Origin of the sequence: Phaeobacter italicus (assembly GCF_019801785.1) — a bacterium.
GTDB classification, from domain to species: Bacteria; Pseudomonadota; Alphaproteobacteria; order Rhodobacterales; family Rhodobacteraceae; genus Phaeobacter; species Phaeobacter italicus.
On sequence record NZ_JAHVIJ010000007.1, the window covers coordinates 124,284 to 147,641 of the forward strand.

The window sequence follows — 23,358 nt, forward strand, 5'->3', positions numbered from 1 at the left end:
GCGATGGTGGCAACAACCGACATTCCAATCGTCTCTCGGGACAGATTTCCAAAAGCACGCGCCCTGCATGTGATCTTGGCAGTGATCTTGTTGATGTCAGCGGCCGTCAGTCTTGAAACCGGGGCAACCGAGGTTCGGCTCAGCACTCTTGTCAGCAAAGCACTGGCCGGCACGCCGTTTAGCCAGATTGAAACAGTCGTTATGCTGGATATCCGTCTGCCGAGGCTGATGATGGGGATCCTTGTGGGCGCGGCACTTGCCGTGTCTGGTGCTGCAATGCAGGGTCTGTTCCGCAATCCGCTTGCCGACCCCGGCATCGTTGGCGTCGGCGCGGGCGCCGGTCTGGGTGCCATTATCGCGATCGTGCTTGGGGGATTTCTTCCTGCTGCGTTGCAAAGTTTGGCAGGCAGGCATTTAATTCCGATAGCCGCATTCCTTGGTGGCTGGGGATCAACCCTGCTGCTGTATCGGGTTTCAACCCGTCAGGGTCGAACATCGGTCGCGACGATGCTGCTTGCAGGCATTGCACTTGGTGCACTGGCGGGTGCTCTCTCCGGTGTACTGGTGTACATAGCGGATGATCAGCAGCTTCGCGATCTGACCTTCTGGGGGCTGGGCTCGCTTGCTGGGGCGAGCTGGACCAAAGTCACAGCCGCAGCACCCCTGATCGCCTTGTCCATCGGGCTGGCGTTCATGCTGGGACGTGGGCTGAACGGGCTAGCCCTGGGCGAGGCGACCGCTGGCCATATCGGCTTGAATGTCGAACGTCTGAAGTCGCTCACCATCCTGTCCGTGGCGGGTGCAACGGGCGCCGCGGTCGCGGTGTCCGGGGGAATAGGATTTATCGGCATTGTCGTACCGCATCTGTTGCGATTGGCGTCGGGGCCTGATCACCGCACGCTTCTGATTAATGCGGCCCTGCTCGGAGCCAGTTTGCTGGTTCTTGCCGATGTGATTTCGCGAACGATCATCGCCCCCGCAGAGCTCCCTATTGGCATCGTCACCGCTGTTATGGGAGCACCGGTTTTCCTTTGGATCCTTCTCAAACGCCGCGGCATGGTGGACCTATGACCCTGATTGCAGACAATATTCGCGTCACCTACGGCGCACGCACAGCGCTGAACGGTGTCGACCTGCGCGCCGAAGCAGGAGAGCTGACCGCAATTGTCGGCCCCAATGGATCTGGCAAATCCACCCTTTTGGGAGCGATCACCGCGACGCTGCCCTATACCGGTCGTGTGACCTTGAATGGCTGTGATATCCAGAAACAGAAACCCTGGCAGCTCGCGGCCCAACGTGCGGTATTACCGCAAGCCTCGCAGCTTGCCTTTCCATTTACTGTTATCGAGGTCGTGCGTCTCGGGCTTCAGGCAGGCAGCGGGGCAACGGATGACAGCATCCCGATGCGAGCACTAAGCCGCGTCGGGCTTTCCCATTATGCGGAACGGACTTTTCAAGAGCTTTCCGGAGGAGAGGCTCAACGCGTCATGCTGGCACGGGTGCTCGCTCAGATCTGGAAGCCGGTGGAGGATGGGCAACCTCGTTGGCTGTTGCTGGACGAGCCCGTTTCAAGCCTCGACATCGCGCATCAGTTACAGGTGATGGAACTGGCAAGAGAGTTTGCCGAACAGGGGGGCGGAGTCATTGCCGTCATGCATGACCTGAACCTCACCGCCATGTACGCACAGAAAATCGCGGTTCTCTCGCGGGGAGAGTGTTTGGCATCCGGCTCCCCACGGGAGGTTTTGACCGATGGTGTCCTATCGTGCGCCTATGGTTGCACCTTGCGGGTCTCGGCTCCCGTTCCTGCGAATGTGCCCTATATTCTTCCACATGCAGCCAGTGCCTGATCGGAGCTCTTTCATGTCATTGAAATCAAACCCTCTTATTCTCGCGGCTGCTTGTGCCATGACGGTGGCCCCGGCGCGAGCAGATCATCTTGGTAACGGGGTGTTTGTTCCCGAGGCAGAAATTGTCATTCTCGGAGAGGTTCACGACAATCCCGATGCCCACAAGGAACAGGCCAATGCAATTGCCGCCTTGCGCCCGACCGCCGTGGTTTTTGAAATGCTCACCCCAGAAGAGGGCATGAAGGCCAATCAAGATCCCGGCGCCATCGCCGGTATCTGGGCCAAGAGTGACTGGCCGGATTTCGCCCTTTATGCACCGATCTTTGCGGCACTCGACAGCGCCAAGATCATAGGGGCCGCAGCCCCACGGGAGAGCATTCGTTCTGTCTACACGGACGGATCGGCTGCACTGTTTGGCCAAGAGGCGGAACAATACGGCCTGACAGAGCCATTGGACCCAATGCAGCAAGCTGCCCGCGAAACGATGCAATTCGAAGCCCACTGCAAAGCGATGCCGTTGGAGATGATGGCAGGAATGGTAGACATACAACGATACCGCGATGCCCTGTTTGCCCGCGCGGCCGTTGACGCGCTGAACCGTTTTGGCCCCCCGATTGCCGTTGTCGCGGGCAATGGTCATGCCAGAACAGACTGGGGCATTCCCGCTGTCTTGGCCCGCGCAGCCCCCGGTGTTGCTGTCAAATCAATTGGCTTTGTCGAGGCCGATGGCGGCATGCCTTTTGATCACACACATATTGTCCCACCAGCAAACCGCAGCGACCCGTGCGACACGTTCAAAAGCGACTAGAGGCGCGGCTCGATCACTCTCGCGATCTCTTGGGCGATTTTTCGGGATCCCGCCAGAGAAGGGTGAACCCGGTCCCTGTCGAACAAGCGCAGGTCATCCGGGTCAAAAACAGTATCTAGGTCAAGCACGACAACTCCAGGATCTGCCAAAGCCATGCGCTGCAGGCGGTTCTGAAATGTCTGATAGAGCGTGTCGCACCTCGTGCCGGCAAACCGAGGGGCAGTGTAGTAGTCCAGCCATAGAACCTGGGCCCCTCTTGATCGCAGTTGGGTCACCAGTTCGGGGATATCCCCACGGGTGCCATCCTCTGAAACCAACCCTCGCAGTGCTGGGAGACAGCCAGAGCATCCACATGCCCGCCCAAGATCATTCGCCCCACCATTCAAGACAATCCAATCTGCCCGCACGTTTGCGAGCTGATTGGCAATATTAAGAGGGCCCTGCCCGCCAGACACTCTGGCGAAGGCCAGAGACACATCGCCCACCTGCTCCCCCAGACGGGGTTCGAGCTGCTGCGCAACTGCGCCGCCCTGACTGCGGTTCCAGGCCATTATTGAATCCCCCGCGATGACAATACGGGCATTGTCAGGCACCGCGCGCCCGCAGGCTGCCACCAGGAGAAAAAGAACAAACCATAGCTTCATCAGCATGAGCTAATGCAGCCATGCCTTCGTTCAACATTCAGCGTCGGTTCAAACCACCACAGCCCCCGCTCGGGATTTGATATCGCTGGGTGATGCGCCGAATTTTCGGGAAAACTCCCTGCTAAACTGGGTCGGGCTTTCATAGCCCACATCATAGGCCGCACCAGCAACCGAAACCCCGCCTGACAAGAGAAGCTGACGGGCTTCCAGCAAGCGCAGATCTTTTTGATACTGTAGCGGAGTGGTGGCGGTTACGGCTTTGAAATGCTCATGGAATGCCGACGGGCTCATTCCTGCAAAGGCTGCCAGATCTGCGACCGCGATGCTCTCGCGGAAATCACTGCGCAGCACGGCAATCGCTTTTGAGATACGGCTTGCTGGGCTGTCCTGACGCAGCAACTGCCGCAACATTCTGCCGTGCCCTGCCCGCAGCAGACGAAAGTGGATCTCTCGCAGGACAAGTGGCGCCAGCGCCTTGGCCTCAACGGGATCGCGTGACAGGCGAAACAATCGTGAAACCGCGTCAATCAAGGCCCTGTCGGACACATCTGCATCGACCGAGTGACCCGCCGCGCTGTTTTCTTCCAGGCCGCCGATTTCATCGGCCATGCTGCGAAGGATGCTCATATCCAGGTGCAATGCCAATGCCGTGTAGGGTTGCTGGGGGCTGGCCTGAATGACAGCCGCCTCCAGCGCCACGGCATGGCTCACAATCAAGGTATCTCCCGCACTGTAGCGCACGACGCGGTTTCTCGCGTGTGCCTCCTTTGCCCCTTGCAGCACCAGACACATGATCGGCTCATAGAAAGTGGCGGAACATTCGGTCGTCTGCGTATTGCTGATTGCGATGAACCCGTCGATCCCCGTGGGGCAGGCCTCTCCCATTTCGCCGTTGGTCTGCACAAATTCAAAAACGTCGCGAACAAGATCGTCTGGAACCATCCACCTTACCTCTCCTGAGCCCATGGAGAACCTAGCGCCGTTCCCGCGAACACGGAACGGCTACAAGCTGCCGATTGGAGGATTAGGCAGACCATTCGGAGAATAAGGCACGGACGTTCTCACGGGCTGATCTATATCTAATGCCAACCACGGTGCTGACGCCACTGGTGTGCCCTAAGACCGGGAAGGGCCCCACACCGTACCAAACAGCACCCCATCACCAGCCAACAGGGAGACCTTTAGCTATGGCGATCTCAATTAACATCAACGGAGAACAGCGAGATGTGGACGCCGAACCTGGCACCCCACTCCTTTGGGTCATTCGTGACGAGCTCAAGCTCACAGGGACGAAATTCGGCTGTGGTGTTGCCTCCTGCGGGGCGTGCACCGTCCATCTGAACGGTGAACCCGTGCGATCCTGCCAAACCTATATCGAAGATGTGGAAGACGCAGAGATCACAACCATCGAAAAGATGGCAGAGGACAGGGTTGGCGCCGCAGTTCAACAAGCGTGGCTTGAGCTGGATGTCGTGCAATGCGGCTACTGCCAATCCGGACAGATCATGAGTGCCGTTGGCCTGCTGCGCGAAAACGCCAAGCCCACCGCAGAAGACGTCGATGAGTACATGTATGGCAACGCCTGCCGGTGCGCGACCTACCAGCGCATCCGTGCTGGCGTTTTGCGTGCAGCAGAAATTCTGGAGGCTTAAACGATGACAACGCAACTATCACGTCGTGGTTTTCTGAAAACCGCCGCTGCTGCAGGCGCCGTCCTTTATGTCGGTGTCCAGGCCGATGGGGCGATGGCGGCCTCAAAATCTGCCGACGCATTGCTCAACCCTTTTGTGAAGATTGACAGCGATGGAAATGTCATCGCTATCGTCAAGCACTTTGAAATGGGGCAAGGCCCTGCAACCGGCCTCACCACGCTTGTCGCAGAAGAGTTGGGGGTGAGCATGGATCAGATCAGCTATGAGTTCGCGCCATCTGACGCTTCGGTCTATAACAACCTCCTGTTTGGCCCCTTTCAGGGGACAGGAGGCTCAACTGCGATGGCAAACTCCTGGATGCAGTATCGCACCGCCGGCGCCAATGCCCGTGAAATGTTGATCAAAGCCGCCGCGCGCGACTGGGGTATCGACGCTGCTGAACTTGATATCCAGAACGGTCAGATCATCGGCGCTGGAAACGCTGCCCCACTGGGCGAGTTTGTGACCGCAGCTGCAGATTTCGCACCCTCTGAAACGCCCCGTTTGCGAGATCCGTCAGAGTGGAAAATCATCGGCAAAGCCAGCACCAGGCGCAAAGACAGCCCGATCAAGATCAATGGCGAAGCCAAGTTTGCGATGGATGTCCAGCTTGACAATCAGATGGTGGTGATGATCAAGCGAACCCCGCAACGCGGCGGTACTGTTGCAAGTTTCGATGACAGCGCAGCCCGTGAGGTGAAAGGCTTCATCATGGCGCAGACACTGCCGACCAATCATGGTGTGGCAGTTTATGCCGAAACTACTTGGGCCGCGATGCAGGCTCGCAATGCACTGAATGTGGATTGGGATCTGTCCGCCGCCGAAAACAGGTCATCGCAAGACATCCGAGATGAGATCATGGCAGCGTTGGACGCTGATCCGGTTTTCAATGTGAACCAGGCAGATCTGGCATCAGTGCGCAGCACTGTCGACGGCGCGGCCAAAGTTGTCGAGAAAACCTTCTACTTCCCGCTGCTTGCCCATGCGCCGATGGAGCCGCTCAACTGTACGATTGAACAAACGGAGGAAGGCGACATCGTCTTGCATGATGGCGCGCAGATGCCGACCGGGCCGCATATGGCCTACCAGCAGATCTTTGGGCTGCCTGCGGACAAAATCCACATCAACACAATGCTGGCCGGCGGGTCTTTTGGTCGCCGCGCTACACCGGATGCAGATTACCAGGTAGAGGCGGGTCTGGCCTTTGTCATGACTGACCGATCACGCCCGGTCAAACTGGTCTGGGACCGCGAAGATGACATCCGGGGCGGGTACTATCGCCCCGCTTTCGGCCACAAGGTGCGCGTTGGACTGGACGAAGCCGGCACAATCGTTGGCTGGGAACATCAGGTCGCGGGGCAGTCGATCATGAAGGGCACATCCTTTGAAGGGTTTGCCGTACGCGATGGTATCGACCATTCCTCTGTCGAGGGTATCGCAGACAGCCCCTACACCATTCCGGGCCAGGCGCTTGGCCTTACCGATACGGAGAAAGCCACATCGGTTCTGTGGTGGCGGTCTGTTGGCCACACACACACCGCCTACGTGATGGAAGTGATGATGGATTTGGCCGCGCGTGCCGCGGGCAAGGATCCTGTCGAATTCCGTCTGGCTTACCTGACAGGAGAAGGTGACGCCGAGCGAAAGGCCGGCGCGCTGAAACTTGCCGCCGAAAAGGCAGGATGGGGCAAGGCCGCACCTGGCCGGGTGCAGGGCATTGCCGTTCACAAATCCTTTGGCTCCTACGTTGCCGAGGTGGTGGAACTTTCTGGCAATCTGGACGATGGGATTGTGATCGAAAAGGTCACCGCTGCCGTGGACTGCGGCATTGCGGTGAACCCTGACGTGATCAAGGCCCAGATCGAGGGTGGCATCGGCTATGGCATTGGTCATGCGATGCGCGACCAGATCACCTTGGACGGCGGTGCTGTCGAGCAGTCAAACTTTCCCGACTACGAGCCACTGAGGATTTCCGATATCAAAGAGATCGAAACCCATATCGTGGCCTCGGCTGAGGCGCCGACCGGTATTGGTGAGCCGGGAACGCCGCCGTCCGCACCCGCACTGGCGAACGCCATCGCGCAGTTGGATGTCGTCGTTGCTGAACTGCCGATGGCAGAAAACGGCGTTTCCTTCGCCTGACAAAAGCAACCGCAGCACGGGATGCCCTGTGCTGCGGTTTTTTTGTTGGTTCATTCCAGCACTCTAGACGACCTCCTCGCGGCCCAGATCACTGCCCGAAGCGTTCACGTCACCAGAAAGCCATCAAAACAGGAAGAATGCCCTCGCAGTTTGGAACGACTGCGTTTTCAGCAGTGTGACGGGCGGGTTGCTCAGGCCCGGCGCACTGCCTGAGTTTGACTGCCCAGCCCCTCGATCCCGAGGCGCATGGTTTCTCCGCCTTTCAGATAGACGGGTGGGGTTTGCCCCATGCCGACCCCGGGTGGCGTGCCAGTGGAAATGATGTCTCCTGGCTGCAGGCTCATGAACTGGCTGCAATAGGATATGAGATGCGGCACCTTGTAGACCATCGTCGCGGTAGATCCGTCCTGATACCGTTTGCCATCAACATCCAGCCACATGTGTAGGCCGTTGTAATCCTCCACCTCGTCTGGTGTGACGAGCCAGGGGCCAATCGGTCCAAAGGTATCATTCCCCTTGCCCTTGTCCCAAGTGCCCGCACGATTGAGCTGATAGTCACGCTCTGAAATATCATTGACGACACAGAACCCTGCGACATGGCTCAAGGCGTCGGCCTCATCAATATACTTCCCGCCCCTGCCGATCACGATGCCCAGTTCGACCTCCCAATCGGTTTTCTCTGACCCTCGCGGGATCTCGACGGCGTCATCTGGCCCGCAAATGGCTGAGGTCCATTTGCCAAAGATCACTGGCTCTGGCGGAATATCCATCCCCGCTTCTTCTGCATGGTCTGCATAGTTCAATCCAATACAGATGAACTTGCCAGTTCGCCCTACACAGGGGCCAAGGCGAAGATCTTCCTGAGGGGTGCCCGCCACCACTGGGAGGGTCGAAACATCAAGCGCACGAAGTTCGGTCATCCTTTCTGGCAGAAGAGTATCACCTGCAATATCAGTGACATGCGCGGAAAGATCGCGTACCCGCCCCTCTGCATCCAATACCCCGGGCTTCTCCGCACCTGGTGCCCCAAATCGCAGCAGTTTCATAACGTCCCTCTCTCAAACCAGCGTCCAGACGCTCTGACCGTACAGATATCCAGTTGGTGGAAAAGGCAAAAATTACCGGCTTGGTTGGCTCTGGCCGTCTAGCGGCGCATGGGCTGCCAAAAGAGCATCAAGCGCGGTCTTTACCTTGTCCGCAGCCGCCGGATCAGGACCATCGTGCCGCAGGGCAGCGCGCAAGTAGACGCCGTCAATCAACGCGGAGAGGACTGGCTCCACCTCCTGCGGTTGTTGGCAGACAAAACGGAGATCATGCAGAAGGTTGCTGCGCAACCGCTGCTGATAGGTTCGCAGCAAATGTCGCGCTTCCGGATTGCTTTGGGCCAGCGCATAAAAACTCAGCCAGGCAGAGGTTTTGCGTCGGTCAAAAACGTGATCCTCAAAGTTGGCCGCGATAATCGCGCAAAGTCGCTGATAAGGCGTCTCGGCCTTACGCAAGCCGGCCGCAACCCGTTGGGAAAACACCGCAAGAATGTGGCGCATCGCAGCAATCAGCATCTGATCCTTACTGCCGAAATAGTGATGCGCCAAACCGCTGCTCATTCCCGCGCGTCGGGCGATGCTGGAAACGGTTACATCCAGCGATCCTGCCTCTCCGATCTCGTCAATGACCGCACCGATCAGATCCGCGCGGCGTTTTGGCTCCATTCCTTGTTTTGGCATTGCACACCCTCCGTCGCCGTTTGTCAGCCCCCTCGCGGGAAGCGCGCGTTTTCTTCGACCACATTCAGGTCCATATGGTTGCGCATATACCGTTCGCTCGCCTTTTGCAGCGGTTGATAGTCCCAAGGGAAATAACCACCTTCGCGCAGCGCCTCATATACGATCCAACGACGCGCCTGGCTCTCACGAACGTCAGCGTCAAATCGGTCCAAATCCCATCTCTCATCTGCCATCGATTTGAGTTGATCCAGAGTGTCACGATAAACTGGATCTTTCGCCAGGTTGTTCAGCTCGTGCGGATCCGCCTCCAGATCAAAGAGCTGATCCGGATCAAGTGTGCACAGGTTCAGCTTCCAACGGCCCAATCGCAAAGATACCATCGGCGCATAAGAGGCCTCAGCAGCGTATTCCATCGCGACCGGTGTGCTGCGGACACCACCCTGACCAAGCGGCACCAGTGTTTCGCCAGATGTCCAGGGCATCACCTCTTCCATACTGACACCGGCCAGATCACATAACGTTGGGCAAACATCGATGTTGGACACCGGTGTTTCCACCAGGCCAGGGGCCATTTGCGGTGCACAAACCATCAAGGGCACGCGCGCAGACCCTTCATAAAAGCTCATCTTGAACCAAAGACCGCGCTCTCCCAGCATGTCGCCGTGATCGGAAACAAACAGGATGATTGCCTCCTGCCGGGTGTTTTCCAGCGCCTCCATCACCTCTCCGATCTTGTCGTCCAGATAGGAAATATTGGCAAAATACGCCCTGCGGGAACGGCGGATATCTTCTTCTGTAATGGTGAAGTTTCGCCAGTCGTTGGCGTCAAAGATCCGCTTTGCATGGGGGTCATGATTGTCATAGCCAAGATCTGCCACCTCTGGCAGCAAATGATCGCAGTCCTCGTACAGATCCCAGTACTTCTTGCGCGCCACATAGGGGTCATGGGGATGGGTAAAGGAGACGGTCAATGCCCACGGACGATCATCCTTGCCACGGGCTAGATCATAGATCTTTTGGGTGGCGTGAAAGGCAACTTCGTCATCAAATTCCATCTGGTTTGAGATTTCCGCAACTCCCGCTCCGGTGACAGAGCCCATGTTGTGGTACCACCAGTCAATCCGCTCTCCTGGCTTGCGATAATCCGGTGTCCAGCCAAAATCAGGCGGGTAGATGTCGGTGGTCAACCTGTCCTCGAATCCATGCAGTTGGTCAGGGCCCACAAAATGCATCTTGCCGGACAAGCAGGTATAGTACCCCGCCCGGCGCAGATGATGTGCATAAGTCGGGATCGAAGAGGCAAACTCTGCCGCGTTGTCATAGACTCGTGTCGCTGAGGGAAGCTGACCAGACATAAAGCTCGCCCGGCCCGGCGCACAAAGCGGGGAAGCGGTATAGGCGTTGCGAAAACGCGCGGACCGTTCGGCCAGTTTCTTCAGATTCGGTGCATGAAGCCAGTCCGCGGGGCCATCCGGGAACAATGTGCCATTCAGCTGATCCACCATGAAAATAAGGATGTTGGGTCGGGTCATCGATGTCTCCCTGTTCGCTCTCTCGTGCGTTCACCCCTGAGAAGGGTGAAAAAATGACGGGCCGGTTGGCTTTCCGCGCGATGCTGGTTTTTATTGACTGATGAGTCAATCAATAAAAAATCCGGCAAAAAAAGGGGCACAGCTTTGCCGTGCCCCGATCCAATTTCGCTAGGTCTGATCAGCCACGCAGGACCGCCCCATCTGCATCAAACGGGGGCTCGCTGAGGATTGTTGCCTTGTGCGGGCGACCCAGCACCATCACATCAACCACATCACCCGGACCCGCATTCTTGACGTAGCCTAGCGCCAGGGACATCCCGACGCTGTAGCCATAGGCCCCGCTGGTAACACGTCCAATGCCCTCTCCGTTCTTGAAAATCGGCTCTCCGCCCGTCGCATCAGCATTTGAGGCTGAGACGTCTGCCTCGTCCAGATGCAGCAAAACCAGGTGTTCACGTGCAGCGTTTTCCAGGACGGAAACAGCGGCTGACTTGTTGAGGAAGTCCTTGTCCAGCTTGCACAGACGATCAAGCCCAACCTCCTGCGGCCAATATTCAGGGCTGTATTCCCTACTCCACGAGCCATAACCCTTCTCCACCCGCAGCGACATCAGTGCACGGCTCCCTACCGGGCCTGATGTGAATGGCTGGCCTGCCTGCAACAGCGCGGAATAGAGCCGCAGCTGATCTTCGCTCTTACAGTGCAGTTCCCAGCCCAGATCGCCTGTAAATGACACCCGCAGCGCCAGAACCTCAATTCCGGCCACCTCGATCATGGCTGAACGCATGAACGGGAAATCCTCGGTCGCAAGCGACGTATTGGTCAGCTGCTGGAGCATCTCGCGTGATTTCGGCCCAGCCACGTTAAAGCCGCACATGGCCTCGGTCATCGATACGAAACTGGTGCCCTCGGGCAGCGGGACTTCTTTAAAGAACCGCTTGTGATAGCGCTCTGCCATGCCAGAGCCGATCACCCAGAACTCATCCTCGGCAGTGCGGGTCACGGTGAAATCACCGGCAATACCACCCCGTTTGGAAATAAGTGGGGTCAGGCAAGACCGCCCAACCGTCTTGGGCATGTTGTTGGCAAAGACCGCATTCAACCAGTCAGCCGCGCCGGGCCCCTTGCAGCGATATTTGGCGAAGTTGGAAATATCGATGATGCCTGCCCGATCACGCAGCATCTTGCATTCCTCACCAACGGGCGCCCACCAGTTCTGACGCGTGAAGCCGTTGGTATCCTTGGTGCCGGGCTGGTCTGCAAACCACAGCGGGTGTTCCCACCCTGCATTGAGCCCAAAAACGGCTCCCATCTCTGACTGCAGCTCATAGATCGGACGTGTCCGCGCAGGGCGACCTGCGCTGCGCTCTTCATTCGGGAAATGGATCGCAAAACGATGGGCATATTGATCTTGTACGCGGGCCTTGGTGAATACCTTCGTCGCCCAAGTATCAAACCGCGCCATATCCCACGCGAACATGTCGTATTGGGTTTCCCCTTCAATGATCCACTGCGCCGCCATCAGGCCCATGCCCCCCGATTGCGAAAAACCGGGAATAATGCCGTTGCAACAGAAATAACCCTCAAGCTCCGGCACGGGGCCCATCAGCACGTTTGAATCCGGCGACCAGATCATTGGGCCGTTGATGACGCGCTTGATGCCCGCATCACCAACAGCCGGAAGACGCTCGATCGCGTTCATCATGTTTTCTTCGATCCGTTCCAGATCATCGGGAAAGAGATCATGCGCGAAATCCAGCGGCGTGCCCTCTTCTGCCCAGAACTTCATGTCCCTCTCGTAGGCACCAACCAGAAGCCCCTGCCCCTCTTGGCGCAGATAGTACTCGCCGTCCCGGTCACTGACAGACGGTAGACGCGATCCGTGTTCCGCCACATCGGTCATCGTTTCAGTGACGAAATACTGATGTTCCGTCGGCTGCAAAGGCAACTCTACCCCAGCGAGCGCGGCCACCTCGCGCCCCCAAAGCCCCGCTGCATTGACCACCCATTTGGTGCGAATGTCACCCTTGGGTGTCTTGACCAGCCAGCTTCCATCATCCAGCTGCTCGGTTGCTGTGACCGGGGTAAAACGATGGATCTCGGCTCCGCGTTGCCGTGCCCCAACCGCATAGGCGTTCGTGACCCCAGATGGGTCAACGTTGCCGCCATCTGGTTCATACATGACACACCGTATGCCGTCATAGTTGACCAGAGGATTCAGCTTTTTGGCTTCATCAATGCTGATTTCGTAGAAATTCATGCCATAGAGCTTGGCTTTCGCGGCCTGCAGTTTCAGCTGGTGCTCCCGCTCTTCGGTCTGTGCCAGATACAGAGAGCCCGGCTGAAACACGCCACAGCTCTGCCCAGTCTCTTCCTCAAGCGCGTTATAGAGCGTCATGGTGTAGTGCTGGATACGGCTGATATTGGTGCTGTCATGCAAACCGTGAATGTTGGCAGCCGCATGCCAGGTCGACCCAGAGGTCAGTTCATCCCGCTCCAACAGGACGACATCGGACCACCCCAGTTTGGTCAGGTGATAAAGGATGGAACATCCGATCACACCTCCTCCGATGACCACGGCCTGTGCTTCTGTGCGCATTTTTGCCCCCTTCAAGAGCCTTGTCGGACAGGTGCGAACGGATTGATGCCCCTGTTCCCCCAGTGAATATGTAAAGTCTCGTCAGTGCCGACACCCAGATGGTGCCAGCCGTGTTTCAGCGAAAAATGCCCGTTTGCGACATTTCAGAAAGTTAGCCGTTTGGCGCGTCCGCGTTCTGCAAGGCGGGCGTTCAGCGGATCCGCCTCTGCGGCGCCTGCTTCCAGTGCAAAGACAAAGGCGTGTGTCAGATAGAAACAGGCCCGGTCGATTTCGCCCGCCACCTCTGCCTGATCGCCCGCCAAGGTATAGAGCCGGATCAGCGCAGTCGTATCGGTCTCCGCATGCGCCTTTAGAAGGGCCCGCTCGAGTTCGGCGCTGTTCATAGCTAACCCTTCAGCGAAATTGCGATATTCTTGGTGCGAACGTAGTTATACAGCGCTTCCAGCCCCTTTTCGCGACCGAACCCCGATTTTCCGACGCCGCCAAAGGGTGTCGAAATTCCCCCTGCAAACCATTCGTTGACGAACACCTGACCCGCGCGCAGTTTGCGCGCAACACGGTGAGAGCGCGCCAGATCGCGGGTAAAGATCCCCGCGACGAGGCCAAACTCTGTCCCATTCGCTGCCGCGATTGCCTCAGCCTCTGTGTCAAAAGGCGTGATGCAGGTGACGGGCCCGAAAATCTCTTCTTGGGCGACACGCGAAGCCGGGTCCACATCCGCAAGGATGGTTGGCGCCATGAAATGCCCAGCACGGTCCAGTCTTGCACCACCTGCCGCTACTCGGGCTCCGTCCTGCCGCGCTGTTGAGGTCAGAGCCTCGACACGCGACAGCTGTTGGGCAGACACAACCGGCGTATGATCGGGATTGTCCAATCCGTGCCCGACGCTCAGCCCATTCGCGAGTTCCGCCGCACGTGCGACGACCTCTTCATAGACAGAACGATGAACCAGTACCCGCGCCATGGCAGAGCATACCTGCCCCGCATTGTAGAAAATTCCCGATTTCAGGCTGCTCAAGACCCCATCAATATCGGCATCCTCGAACACCACAGCTGCTGATTTGCCGCCCAGTTCCATCAGCGAAGGGGTGACCGTTTCGGCCGCTGCATGCAGGATTGCCTGCCCCGTGGGGACAGAGCCAGTGAAGACGATCTGATCGATTTCACCACTCGCGACCAGTTTGGCACCGATATCAGAGCCGAGACCACAAAGGATCGAAACAGCCCCTGCAGGAACGTCCGCACGCTCCAACGCCATTCCCAGCATCGCAAGAGCAAGTGGATCGAGTTCCGGTGACTTGATGATGGTCGAATTCCCAGCCGCCATCGACGGCGCAAGGGAGCGCGCAGCGATCGAAACCGGGAAATTCCAAGGCACCACCTGTGCGGATACACCGTAGGGTTCAAATACAGTGTAATCCGCATAATCGGGACCAAGCGGGATCGATTTCCCTTCGATCTTGTCGGCAACACCTCCGTAGTACTCAAAGTACTGCGCCGCCTCCTCAAACTCTTCATGCGCCGCGCTGAGCGTTTTGCCGCTCTCGCGGCAAAGAATATCTGCCCCTTCCGTGGCCAGACCGCGAATTTCCTGCGAGACCCGCAACATCAGTCGGCCCCGGTCTGAGGGTTTCATGTCCGCAAGATCACCGCGTTCAAAAGACGCGCGCGCCGCCTGCAAGGCTTGCGCTAGCGAAGTTTCGCCCGCCTGCGCCGCATCCGCAAAATGCTCTCCTTTTCCTGGGTCTTCGATGGCGATTGTCCTGCCGCCATCCCCTTCGCTCCAGCTTCCCGCGACGTGGTTACGTGCAAGCCCGTCTGCCAGAAATCCGCTCATGCCTCGCGGCCCTTTTCGACCTGGCTTGCGACCCAGTGGTGGAAATTATGGGTAGGTCCATCCATTGCTGGCGAAAACCGTCCGCCATCAAAAAGAACCCCGTGCCGCCCCTTTTGCATACCCTCGACGACAAAAACGTCCTCTTCGAACACGGTTTTCCACAGCTGCGCGTTTGACGCGCGAAGACCATCGAATTCGGGCGTCTCCCGTTCGCTGCGCGCATAGTAGAGTTCAATGTGCTCGACCGTATTTTCGCAGTCCTTCGGTTCCAGAACGATCGCAAAGCAGTGATCCCGCTGCACTCCAAGCAGTACATTGGGATAGACCGCAACATATTCGGCGCCTTCATCCCATTTGTCGCTGAGCCCGTCGAAATCGGCCATCGTCGTGCCGTCTTCATCTTTCAGCTGACGATAAACCAGCGTTCCCTGGCCAGAGTATTTCCCGAGAACTTCGATATTATAGTGGTCTTCAAGGCGCGAATAGCTGTTCAGGCCCGGGTGAACCCACGGCAAGTGGTAGCTCTCGCAGTAGTTCTCGACCGCCAGTTTCCAATTGGTCGCCACCTCCAATTTGAACGAAGACGCTTCACCCCCATGGTGGATCGGTTTTTCGAATTCTGCCCACCGTTCCAACAGATCGGCGTGAACCTCTTCAAAGGCCGGGGCGTTACCGTCGACATTAACATAGATCACATCTCGCCACACATGGGAGCGGACGCGAACCAGACCGAGCTTGTCCATCTGAACGTCTTCATGTGTGTTTTGGCCCGGACCGCCGACATGCGGCGTGGTGCGCAATTCTCCATTCAGACCATAGCACCAGCTGTGATAGGGGCAGCGGATCGCCCCCCGGATTTTCTGAGGCTTGTCGACAAGGATCATCCCACGATGGCGGCAAGTGTTCTGGAACACTCCGATATCGCCATTCCGGTCGCGGACCAGCAACAGGGGCATACCAAGAAAATCAACCGGTTTGGCATCTCCGGCTTCGGGGATATCCTTGCCAAAACCGATGCCTGACCAGTTGGCAAACAGAACAGACTCGCGTTCCTCAGCAAAGACAGCTGGGTCCACATAGTGTTCATTCGGCAAGCCATTTGCGACGCTGACAGGCTTTAGAACGGATGACAGTTTGCTGTGTTTGTTCATCGAACTCTCCTTGGCGGACGATCCAGTTTTGCCCAGATGCCGCCGGAGAGCGTTTTTGCTCAATAGGAGAAAACTTCATTCATGGGTGATCTGACCTAAACCGAAAGCCCCTTGGCATCATTCAGGATCCAAGATTTCAGCCGCCTCGCATTTTCTGACAATTCTTCATCCGGCAATCCGACCAGATAGAATTCATTTGGGGCAGGCAGCTTGAAGTCGCCAACAATAGACAGCTTACCTGAATCGATCATTGGCTGGATCAACCGGCGCCAACCAAGCGCGAGACCTGCCCCTTTGCGCGCGATTTGCAACGCAACCGAATAGCTTGTTACTCGTATGCCGGGGGAGACATCACCACGATGTCCCAACTCCAGAAACCAGTCGCTCCAGGTTGTCCAGCTTTGACTTGCGCTTTGGAGATGGATCAACCGCTGACCCGCCAGCTCGCCCAGCGACACCCCTTCCAGTTTCGCCGCCAGATCCGGCGTCGCCACGGGAACCAGTTCGTCGCGATAAATCGCTGTGTGGCTGAGCGTTGTATCGCCATCCCGACCATAGCGGATAAAAAAGTCGAATTCGCGCGTGTCGTGGAAGGGACGGTCCTGTGTGATCTGATGAATGTTCAAATCAGGGTAGTCGCGCCAGAACCGGATGATAACGGGCGACAGCCAGAGCGCGGCAACAGCCGTGGTTGAGCCAACGGTGACGGCATCGTCTTCGCCCGTTTGACGGATCTTCCCCAATTGTCGCGAAATCTGTCTGAACGACGTAACCAGAGTTTCAAACAAATCCTGACCTTCCCGCGTCAGTTCAACCCCTCGATGCTTGCGCTGGAACAGCGCGACGCCCAGCTCGCCCTCCAAGGCTTTGATCTGGTGGCTGACAGCCCCCGGTGTCACCGAGAGCTCCTGTGCGGCGTTCTTGAAACTGAGATGGCGCGCAGCGGCTTCAAAGGCTGACAGGGTGGTCAGAGGAGGCAAGTTGTAGTGACGTCTGGACATGGCGGCTCTGTTGGGTGGGACACCCTGCTTGGCTTGGGGTTATATCAATTCATCCGAGTATGAGTATTTTTCAAATTGAACACCAATCTCAAATCGGCTCATGAGAGTTCGGAAACGAACAATTTGCCGCTAGGGCTGCTCGCCTGCATTATCTGGGGGATATGAGATGGACACCAAAACCGCGCGCCTGCTTCGCAAGACAGATCTCAGCGAGGACACGCGTGATTTTGCCTTCGAAATCCTTGATGGCCGTTTCTCGGGCCTGGAACCCGGCGCCCATGTCGATATTCACCTCGGTGCGGATCTCGTGCGGCAATATTCGATCTGGAGTTGGAGCCAGGATGGGCGGCAGATCAACGTCGCCGTCAAACGCGAGGACGCCGGCCGCGGCGGTTCGCGGGCTATGCACGAGCTGGAAACTGGCGCGACAGTCGAAATTGGCGGCCCGCGCAATCACTTCAAACTTCAGCCTGGTGAGTGCTACGTAACCCTGATCGCAGGGGGCATCGGCGCCACGCCGCTTGTTGGCATGGCACGCGAGTTGGTCAACAGCCGTCGCGAGTTTCAGATCTACTACCTCGCCCGCTCCCGCCATCTTGCGGCGATGGACAAGGCTTTTCGCGCGCTGGGTCTGGGCGACAGATATCATTTGCATTGTGATGACACCGACGGGCAGCTGGACCTCGCTTCTGTACTGCAATCCATGCCCATCGGCAGCGACGTCTACGCATGTGGTCCGGAACTGATGCTCAACGCCGTTCTTGACGCAGGCAGCGCTATGCGGGGTGGGACCATTCATTTTGAACGGTTCGCGGCCGCTGCGGATGCCGATCTTGGTGCCAAAGACAGCTTTGAGATTGAAATCCAATCAACCGGGCAGATCCTGCCGGTCCAGTCTGACGAGAGCATTCTTGATGTGTTGAAAGCAAATGGGATTCCGGTTGATTTCGGGTGTTCAGAGGGTCTTTGCGGGTCATGTATCGTTGATGTGATCGACGGAGAAGTCGATCACCGGGACGGGATCCTGACGCCCGACGAACAGGCAACCAACAGCTACATGTGTACCTGCGTGTCACGCGCAAAGTCAGCGCGGCTGGTGCTCAATCTCTGACAGAAAGGCCAGTCGCCGCACGGATGTACTCCCATGCGGAGACTTGCCTGGCCTCAGCGTTCATTGAACGCGTTGGTCATGGTCTGGTGAACCGGCTTCAACATATAGGCGAGCAGTGATTTTTCGCCGGTCGTCATTTCCGCAACCACTGTCATGCCGGCCTGAAGTGGACGTTCGAAACTCCCCGCCCCGACAGAGCGACCATCAAGCCGGATGGAGGCGCGAAAATAAGTTGCGCCTGTTTGCTCATCAATGAGCGGCACAGGCGACAGCGCGGTCACACGGCCCTGAACCTTGCCAAAGCGGCGAACATCATAAGTATCAACCGTGAGATTGACGGGCTGCTCGACGCCGACATGGCCGATCTCACCATTGGGAATGCGAGCCTCTACCATGAGATCAAGCCGGGTGGGCAGCAACTCAAAGATGGTTTCCCCAGGCGCGATCACCTCACCCTCGTTGGGGAACGCCACGGATTGTACGACCCCCATGCTCGGGGCGACGATCTGCAGACCCTCAAGCTTTCGGTCCACAATCCGCAATGAGACCGCAAGTTCGCTTCGCTGGTCACTCAGTTCCTCGATTTCATCAAGCATCTCTTCGCGCAACGTCAGCGTCTGCTCAGCCAATTCTGCACGGGCCAGTGTCAGGGCACTGCGCGTCTCCGCCAGTCGGACTTCTCCGTCAGAGGCTGCAGTGCGCAAGGCATCCAGTTGGTCCGCATCACGACCCAAATCCCGCAGCGTCGTCAGCCCCTGCTTGTGCAGCTGACGGGCGCGCTCCAGCTCTTCTGCCTTGCGCGCCACCCGCTCCAGCGTGAACTTGTGGGACGCCTCCAGAATATCCAAGGTTTCCTGGTGCTGGGAGATTGACATCGATTTCACCCGCTGGCTCTCGGCGTAGATCTCCAGCGTGGCGGCGGCGCGGTGCTGATCCAGGCTGCGCAGTGCTTCCAGTCGATCGGCGGTGATCGCAACTCCGCTTTCCAGCGCGCTCAGCACTGTCTGGGCTCGCGACAGCTTGCGATCTGCGATTGCGATCTGCTCTTGCAGTTTCTGCTGCTCCTTCGTCAGGTCCGGATGACGCAGCTCAACCAGGACATCGCCCGCCTGAACCCGGTCGCCGTCTTGCACATGCACCCGGTCGACGATGCCCCCTTCCATCACCTCGATTTGGGTGTAGTCACCAAGCGGGACAATGGTGCCCGGCGCTCTCGTGATCTGGGGCACATCGGTTCGCCCCGCGAGCACAATAAGCGCCACAACCATCCCGGAGAAAATCGTTGCGATGAGTGCCGCAAAACGGGGCTGCTTTGCTTTCGCTTTCTGCTTGGCCTGTGCAATCGGCCCGTTGCGGTTCTGTTTCATAGATGACGTGCCCATTGGTTAGGTTTCCATTGCTTTGAGAACAGCCTGAACTTTTTTGATGGCAGCAGCCCCAGTGTCATTCACCACAACCCTGTCACCATTGAGAAAGATGACCCGGTCTGCCATCTGGAGGAATGACCGATCTGCGGTCGCGATCAGGACTGTACTGTGTCCCCTTTGCTCCTCCAGCCAGGATTTGAACTGCGCACGGCGGGGTTGGGACAGGCCATTTGTCGGCTCGGAGAACAGATAGATCGAAGACGGGCGGATCATCGTGCGCGCCAGCGTCAGACACTTAACGACCTCTCCCGGCAGGGTGGCCAGCAACCGATCATTCAGCCGCGACCGCACGCCATCTGGCAGGGCGTTGATGTCATCCGCAATTCCGATCGCATCGAGCCCCCTGGAAATATCAGCATCCGTCAACGCAGGAGAGGCCAGTCGGAAATTCTGGCTGATTGTGCCGTAAAACAGGCGGGGATCATAGGTCGCGTAGGACACCGATTTGCGCAGCTCATCCCGAGCGATCTGGCGAATGTCGATCCCATCATGTTCAATCGCGCCGGTCGAGGGGCTGGCAAGACCGCTGACAAGGTCCAGAACCGCGGTCCGGCTCGCCACATCGCGGCCCATGACAACGACCAACTCACCGGGTTTGGTGTCCAGCGCCGCCGCCGTGAGCAGAGCAGGATTGAGCGGATCCGGGCGATAGCCAACGCCCTTGAAAGTGATCCCGCCCTGCAACGTTTTCTGATGAGATTGGCGCAGACCCAATTCCATTTCTTCCGGCAAAGCCAACACCCGATCGGCCTGCACCTGGCTTTTGCGAAAGCCGACCAACTGCCCGAGCGATGACTGCAGCGCCTGAACGGGTGCAAGCACCTTGGAGACCAGCGCAATCGACGCAATCAGCGCGCCAAATGTCATGCTGCCGGAAACAGCCCCATGCGCGCTGATGATGATCGCCCCAACCGAACCAAGCGCAACGATGCTCTGCGACACGGATTGCACCAGATTGCGCAGCTGTCGCGCCTTTGCAGTTGCAGCTTCGGATGCTTCAGCAAGCGGCATGCAACGCTCAAGCCATTGAGACTGCATGCCCAGGTTCGCCAAGGCGCGTTGATGCACCACCGCATCCTGCACAACGCCTGCGCTTGCAGCGCCTGCTTCTGCCGCTGCCTGATCCAGCCGCTGCTGGAATGGCAGTGAAATGAAGCCAATTCCCACCAGTAGCACGGCCAGTCCCAGCGTCAGCAGGCCAACCGCAGGCGCCAAGTAGGTAAGTACCGCAAAGAACATCACCGCAAACGGAAGGTCGATCAGCGTGGTCATCACCTGCCCCGTGAACAGCTCCCGCAGGGATTCAAACTGGCGAAACCGCGCGATTTGCTGGTTGACGTCAGATTTTCTGAGCTGGGCCAGAGGCAAGCTCATCAGCTTGCCAAAAAGGGCAACAGCAAGCGCCCGCTCTCCCCTTTGTCCAACATACGCCAGCGCCCGTGTGCGCGCATTGCGGAACATGAAATCGGACAAGGCAAGAATGGCGACACCGACCACCAAAGATGTCAAAAGATCAACCGAACCAGATGGGATCACCCGGTCATAGATCGCCATGATAAGAAGCGGCGCCAGCAATCCCAAAAGATTGGTAAGGAACGCCGCAACGAGCAGACCCGGCATCATCTGGCGCAGGGCAGAGAAAGATGCACCAACGGTCTGATTTGCCCGCAGCGACGGCTGGTAGGTGAATTTCTCAATCCGAATGACCGTGCAATGTCGCCGCGCAGGTCGGATTTCAACAGCGGTTTCGCCATGTGGGTCGGCGACTTCTAGGATATCTCCCCGCTGGCCGAGCGCAACATAGCATGGCGCATTCACCGGGATCACCAGTGCGGGGCATTCATCTTCGGTGATTTCCGTCTCAAGACAGGTGGTCTGGACATAGGGCACTTCCAGATTGTCGAGCGTCTGGATCAGGTCGGCCGGATCCAGGGTTTCCGACAGGTGCGGAAACGCCTCTGCAATAGTGTCCTCATTGTTCTGCCAACCGCCAACAACCAACAACTCCCTGATCAGTGCGCCAGCATCTTGGGTGCGAACCATATTCATGCGACGTCCCTCCTCAGGTTTTCTGCAGCATCTCGGTCAAGGCGGGCATCGGCCTCCCAATCTGCAACATCGTCACCGTCGAGAGCGGACAGTTTGCATGTAACCTCTGCCAGCCGCTTCATCCGCGGATCCGGGCTTTCGATCAGGAGGGTTGGCTTTTCCACCAGTCCGGCAAGGCAGGCAGACAGCGCGTCCCTTTCAGCGGTATCCAGAACGGCAGTCGGCTCACTCATGATGAGAAGCCGGGGACGTAGGGCCAAGACCCGAACCAAAGCGATCAGCTGACGGTTCACAGGATCATTTTCAAACCCGCTGCCGGTTCCCAGCTTGGTGTTATAGCCCATTGGCAGGCGGTGAACCCGCTTTTCCAGGCCAAGTTGAGCCGCAAAATCCTTGGCACGGCTGACACGGGCCTCATCGCCAAAGGCACTGATGTTTTCAAGCAAGGTTCCCGACAGGATGGCTGGATCCGGCTCCAGTATCACCAAGGCCCCTTCGCCGCGCTCCGACACTCTTGAGGTGGCGGGCTGACCATCAATCAAGACCTGCCCCACAGCGGGAGGCCGCTGTCCTGCGATCACTTCGAACAGGGCCTGGCTCTGCCAGGCGGCGCTCCCCTCTATCAGAACGGTCTGCCCAGCCTGAACACACAAATCCGGCACGATGACCTGCTCGCCCTCGCATCCCTCATTAACCAGCCTCACCCCTTCGAGCGTCAGCTCACCTTCAAACGAGCTGCGCTCTTCCTCTGCTCCGGAGTTGACAGGCAGGGCATCGACCTCCCGCAGTTTGGACCACGACAACGCGAGATTTTCTGACTGAACCCACAGTGTCATCAATTTGGTCAGCGGCTGTACAATGCGACCGTTCAGCAGCATGCAGGCGGCCATCTCGGCAATGCCGATCTGCTGCTGTATCACCAAATAAGCCCCCAAAAGACCCATCGCTGCCACCGACAGCTGGCCAAAAATCGCGCCGAAGCTCTGCGCCAGGCCGGAAAATCGAATGAGCCTCTGGCTGATGTCGACTGTTTGGTCTTCCAGCAGCTCGAAACGACGTGTGAGTTGCCGTTCCATCCGGTTTGCCTTGACCGTTTGACTGCTCGACAGAACCTCGGACAAAAAGGCATAGCGCCGATTGTCGAGCGTTTTGCGTTGATCGAACAGAGCCCACTGCGCCCGCTTCATCAAAAGCGAAAAAACCAGAACAGCCGTCAGCCCGGCAATGGGCACCATGACCAGCCAACCGCCGATCATTGCGATCATCCCCGCAAAAAGCAGCGTAAAAGGAAGGTCAATCAGCAAGGCATGGTTCTGCCCCGCGTGGTGATCCCGCAATTGAGCGATGGCAGCAAAACGATCGAGATGTATCGGCGCGGCATCCCGCGCAAAGGCCACCGTGTTGGCGCGTAAAATCCGGTCAACAAAACGGCGATAGTTGGACACCGCCGCCTGCTCTGCTGTGGCATTCAAAAGGGTCGACCGGCTCCAGCGCAGGATCAGCTCCAACGCCGCACTCCCAAGCAAGAACAGCGTCAACATCTGAAGCGTGTCCAAGGACTGAAAAGGGATAACGCGATCAAAAATCAGCAATATCACCACTGGCATGACCAGCGCGGCCACGTTCAGCGCCAGCGAGGCAGCCAAGATCGGCAACCTCGTCCCGGCGGTCGTTTCGCGCCCCTTGAACGCAGATTCTTCCATCTTGGCACCCATTCCACACCACTCACTGAACTCAGTGTGTGCGCGTAACTTCTTTCACATTCATGAATATGTCACACGCTGGACGAGAA

Annotated in this window: 19 protein-coding genes; 6 read left to right on the plus strand and 13 right to left on the minus strand. The window is 57.8% G+C overall.

Going from position 1 to position 23,358, the window contains the following annotated elements; genetic code table 11:
• Positions 1–3 precede the first annotated feature (3 nt).
• From KUV39_RS16470 to KUV39_RS16480, 3 genes are read left to right on the plus strand one after another with little or no spacing between them, the layout of a single operon-like run.
• Positions 4–1,071 (plus strand): FecCD family ABC transporter permease, encoded by a 1,068-nt coding sequence (locus KUV39_RS16470; RefSeq protein ID WP_222460357.1) that lies wholly within the window; start codon positions 4–6, stop codon positions 1,069–1,071.
• Positions 1,068–1,850 carry a heme ABC transporter ATP-binding protein gene (locus KUV39_RS16475; protein ID WP_050672673.1) on the plus strand — a complete coding sequence of 261 codons (783 nt, stop codon included), beginning with the start codon at positions 1,068–1,070 and terminating at the stop codon, positions 1,848–1,850. Before KUV39_RS16470 ends, KUV39_RS16475 begins: the two co-directional genes overlap by 4 nt.
• Before the next feature lie 13 nt (positions 1,851–1,863).
• The gene (locus tag KUV39_RS16480; protein WP_222460358.1) at positions 1,864–2,658 is read left to right on the plus strand and encodes a ChaN family lipoprotein; all 795 of its coding nucleotides are present in this window, start codon (positions 1,864–1,866) and stop codon (positions 2,656–2,658) included.
• Here the strand turns inward: KUV39_RS16480 and KUV39_RS16485 are convergent.
• Both KUV39_RS16485 and KUV39_RS16490 read right to left on the minus strand, forming a co-directional pair.
• Positions 2,655–3,308 carry an SGNH/GDSL hydrolase family protein gene (locus tag KUV39_RS16485; protein ID WP_336512831.1) on the minus strand — a complete coding sequence of 218 codons (654 nt, stop codon included), beginning with the start codon at positions 3,306–3,308 and terminating at the stop codon, positions 2,655–2,657. The two genes, KUV39_RS16480 and KUV39_RS16485, sit on opposite strands and share 4 nt — an antisense overlap.
• 42 nt (positions 3,309–3,350) lie before the next feature.
• Positions 3,351–4,244: an AraC family transcriptional regulator gene (locus tag KUV39_RS16490; protein ID WP_008563416.1), complete on the minus strand. Its 894-nt coding sequence runs from the start codon at positions 4,242–4,244 to the stop codon at positions 3,351–3,353.
• Between the two features lie 245 nt (positions 4,245–4,489).
• Here KUV39_RS16490 and KUV39_RS16495 point away from each other — a divergent pair, with 245 nt between their 5' ends.
• Positions 4,490–4,954, plus strand: a complete 465-nt coding sequence (locus KUV39_RS16495; protein WP_008563415.1) for a (2Fe-2S)-binding protein — start codon at positions 4,490–4,492, stop codon at positions 4,952–4,954.
• Positions 4,955–4,957: 3 nt separating this feature from the next.
• Entirely contained in the window at positions 4,958–7,135 is a 2,178-nt protein-coding gene (locus KUV39_RS16500) for a xanthine dehydrogenase family protein molybdopterin-binding subunit (protein ID WP_222460360.1), read from the plus strand.
• Positions 7,136–7,326: 191 nt separating this feature from the next.
• Here KUV39_RS16500 and KUV39_RS16505 read toward each other — a convergent pair whose 3' ends face one another.
• The 8 genes from KUV39_RS16505 to KUV39_RS16540 all read right to left on the minus strand — a co-directional run bounded on the left by KUV39_RS16505 (position 7,327) and on the right by KUV39_RS16540 (position 16,979).
• A complete protein-coding gene (locus KUV39_RS16505) occupies positions 7,327–8,181 on the minus strand; it encodes a fumarylacetoacetate hydrolase family protein (RefSeq protein WP_222460361.1) in 855 nt (284 codons plus the stop codon).
• A 72-nt stretch (positions 8,182–8,253) separates the two neighbouring features.
• A complete protein-coding gene (gene betI / locus KUV39_RS16510; protein ID WP_222460362.1) occupies positions 8,254–8,859 on the minus strand; it encodes a choline-binding transcriptional repressor BetI in 606 nt (201 codons plus the stop codon).
• 23 nt (positions 8,860–8,882) lie between these two features.
• Positions 8,883–10,391, minus strand: coding sequence for a choline-sulfatase (gene betC / locus KUV39_RS16515; protein WP_222460363.1), 1,509 nt, complete (start codon positions 10,389–10,391; stop codon positions 8,883–8,885).
• A 178-nt stretch (positions 10,392–10,569) separates the two neighbouring features.
• Positions 10,570–12,990 (minus strand): GcvT family protein, encoded by a 2,421-nt coding sequence (locus tag KUV39_RS16520; RefSeq protein WP_222460364.1) that lies wholly within the window; start codon positions 12,988–12,990, stop codon positions 10,570–10,572.
• 143 nt (positions 12,991–13,133) lie between these two features.
• On the minus strand, positions 13,134–13,373 hold the full coding sequence (locus KUV39_RS16525) for a hypothetical protein (protein WP_008563438.1): 240 nt from the start codon (positions 13,371–13,373) through the stop codon (positions 13,134–13,136).
• Between the two features lie 2 nt (positions 13,374–13,375).
• Positions 13,376–14,827, minus strand: a complete 1,452-nt coding sequence (locus KUV39_RS16530) for an aldehyde dehydrogenase family protein (RefSeq protein ID WP_222460365.1) — start codon at positions 14,825–14,827, stop codon at positions 13,376–13,378.
• Positions 14,824–15,978, minus strand: a complete 1,155-nt coding sequence (locus KUV39_RS16535; RefSeq protein WP_008563339.1) for an aromatic ring-hydroxylating oxygenase subunit alpha — start codon at positions 15,976–15,978, stop codon at positions 14,824–14,826. The genes KUV39_RS16530 and KUV39_RS16535 overlap by 4 nt, the downstream gene beginning before the upstream one ends.
• Positions 15,979–16,073: 95 nt before the next feature.
• The gene (locus KUV39_RS16540; RefSeq protein WP_222460366.1) at positions 16,074–16,979 is read right to left on the minus strand and encodes a LysR substrate-binding domain-containing protein; all 906 of its coding nucleotides are present in this window, start codon (positions 16,977–16,979) and stop codon (positions 16,074–16,076) included.
• Between the two features lie 166 nt (positions 16,980–17,145).
• Between KUV39_RS16540 and KUV39_RS16545 the strand changes: the two genes are divergently transcribed.
• The gene (locus KUV39_RS16545; protein WP_222460367.1) at positions 17,146–18,090 is read left to right on the plus strand and encodes a PDR/VanB family oxidoreductase; all 945 of its coding nucleotides are present in this window, start codon (positions 17,146–17,148) and stop codon (positions 18,088–18,090) included.
• 53 nt (positions 18,091–18,143) lie between these two features.
• Here the strand turns inward: KUV39_RS16545 and KUV39_RS16550 are convergent, their stop codons facing one another.
• Genes KUV39_RS16550 through KUV39_RS16560 form a run of 3 tightly spaced genes read right to left on the minus strand, consistent with a single transcriptional unit; the run spans position 18,144 to position 23,269 of the window.
• The gene (locus KUV39_RS16550; RefSeq protein ID WP_222460368.1) at positions 18,144–19,472 is read right to left on the minus strand and encodes an HlyD family type I secretion periplasmic adaptor subunit; all 1,329 of its coding nucleotides are present in this window, start codon (positions 19,470–19,472) and stop codon (positions 18,144–18,146) included.
• A 3-nt stretch (positions 19,473–19,475) separates the two neighbouring features.
• A complete protein-coding gene (locus KUV39_RS16555; RefSeq protein ID WP_222460369.1) occupies positions 19,476–21,566 on the minus strand; it encodes an ABC transporter transmembrane domain-containing protein in 2,091 nt (696 codons plus the stop codon).
• Positions 21,563–23,269, minus strand: a complete 1,707-nt coding sequence (locus KUV39_RS16560) for an ABC transporter transmembrane domain-containing protein (protein ID WP_222460370.1) — start codon at positions 23,267–23,269, stop codon at positions 21,563–21,565. The genes KUV39_RS16555 and KUV39_RS16560 overlap by 4 nt, the downstream gene beginning before the upstream one ends.
• Positions 23,270–23,358 lie beyond the last annotated feature (89 nt).

Coding starts and splice junctions, on each gene's coding strand:
- KUV39_RS16470 (WP_222460357.1), top strand. CDS start 4: ATGGTGGCAACAACCGACATTCCAATCGTCTCTCGGGACAGATTTCCA.
- KUV39_RS16475 (WP_050672673.1), top strand. CDS start 1,068: ATGACCCTGATTGCAGACAATATTCGCGTCACCTACGGCGCACGCACA.
- KUV39_RS16480 (WP_222460358.1), top strand. CDS start 1,864: ATGTCATTGAAATCAAACCCTCTTATTCTCGCGGCTGCTTGTGCCATG.
- KUV39_RS16485 (WP_336512831.1), bottom strand. CDS start 3,308: ATGCTGATGAAGCTATGGTTTGTTCTTTTTCTCCTGGTGGCAGCCTGC.
- KUV39_RS16490 (WP_008563416.1), bottom strand. CDS start 4,244: ATGGTTCCAGACGATCTTGTTCGCGACGTTTTTGAATTTGTGCAGACC.
- KUV39_RS16495 (WP_008563415.1), top strand. CDS start 4,490: ATGGCGATCTCAATTAACATCAACGGAGAACAGCGAGATGTGGACGCC.
- KUV39_RS16500 (WP_222460360.1), top strand. CDS start 4,958: ATGACAACGCAACTATCACGTCGTGGTTTTCTGAAAACCGCCGCTGCT.
- KUV39_RS16505 (WP_222460361.1), bottom strand. CDS start 8,181: ATGAAACTGCTGCGATTTGGGGCACCAGGTGCGGAGAAGCCCGGGGTA.
- betI (WP_222460362.1), bottom strand. CDS start 8,859: ATGCCAAAACAAGGAATGGAGCCAAAACGCCGCGCGGATCTGATCGGT.
- betC (WP_222460363.1), bottom strand. CDS start 10,391: ATGACCCGACCCAACATCCTTATTTTCATGGTGGATCAGCTGAATGGC.
- KUV39_RS16520 (WP_222460364.1), bottom strand. CDS start 12,990: ATGCGCACAGAAGCACAGGCCGTGGTCATCGGAGGAGGTGTGATCGGA.
- KUV39_RS16525 (WP_008563438.1), bottom strand. CDS start 13,373: ATGAACAGCGCCGAACTCGAGCGGGCCCTTCTAAAGGCGCATGCGGAG.
- KUV39_RS16530 (WP_222460365.1), bottom strand. CDS start 14,827: ATGAGCGGATTTCTGGCAGACGGGCTTGCACGTAACCACGTCGCGGGA.
- KUV39_RS16535 (WP_008563339.1), bottom strand. CDS start 15,978: ATGAACAAACACAGCAAACTGTCATCCGTTCTAAAGCCTGTCAGCGTC.
- KUV39_RS16540 (WP_222460366.1), bottom strand. CDS start 16,979: ATGTCCAGACGTCACTACAACTTGCCTCCTCTGACCACCCTGTCAGCC.
- KUV39_RS16545 (WP_222460367.1), top strand. CDS start 17,146: ATGGACACCAAAACCGCGCGCCTGCTTCGCAAGACAGATCTCAGCGAG.
- KUV39_RS16550 (WP_222460368.1), bottom strand. CDS start 19,472: ATGGGCACGTCATCTATGAAACAGAACCGCAACGGGCCGATTGCACAG.
- KUV39_RS16555 (WP_222460369.1), bottom strand. CDS start 21,566: ATGAATATGGTTCGCACCCAAGATGCTGGCGCACTGATCAGGGAGTTG.
- KUV39_RS16560 (WP_222460370.1), bottom strand. CDS start 23,269: ATGGAAGAATCTGCGTTCAAGGGGCGCGAAACGACCGCCGGGACGAGG.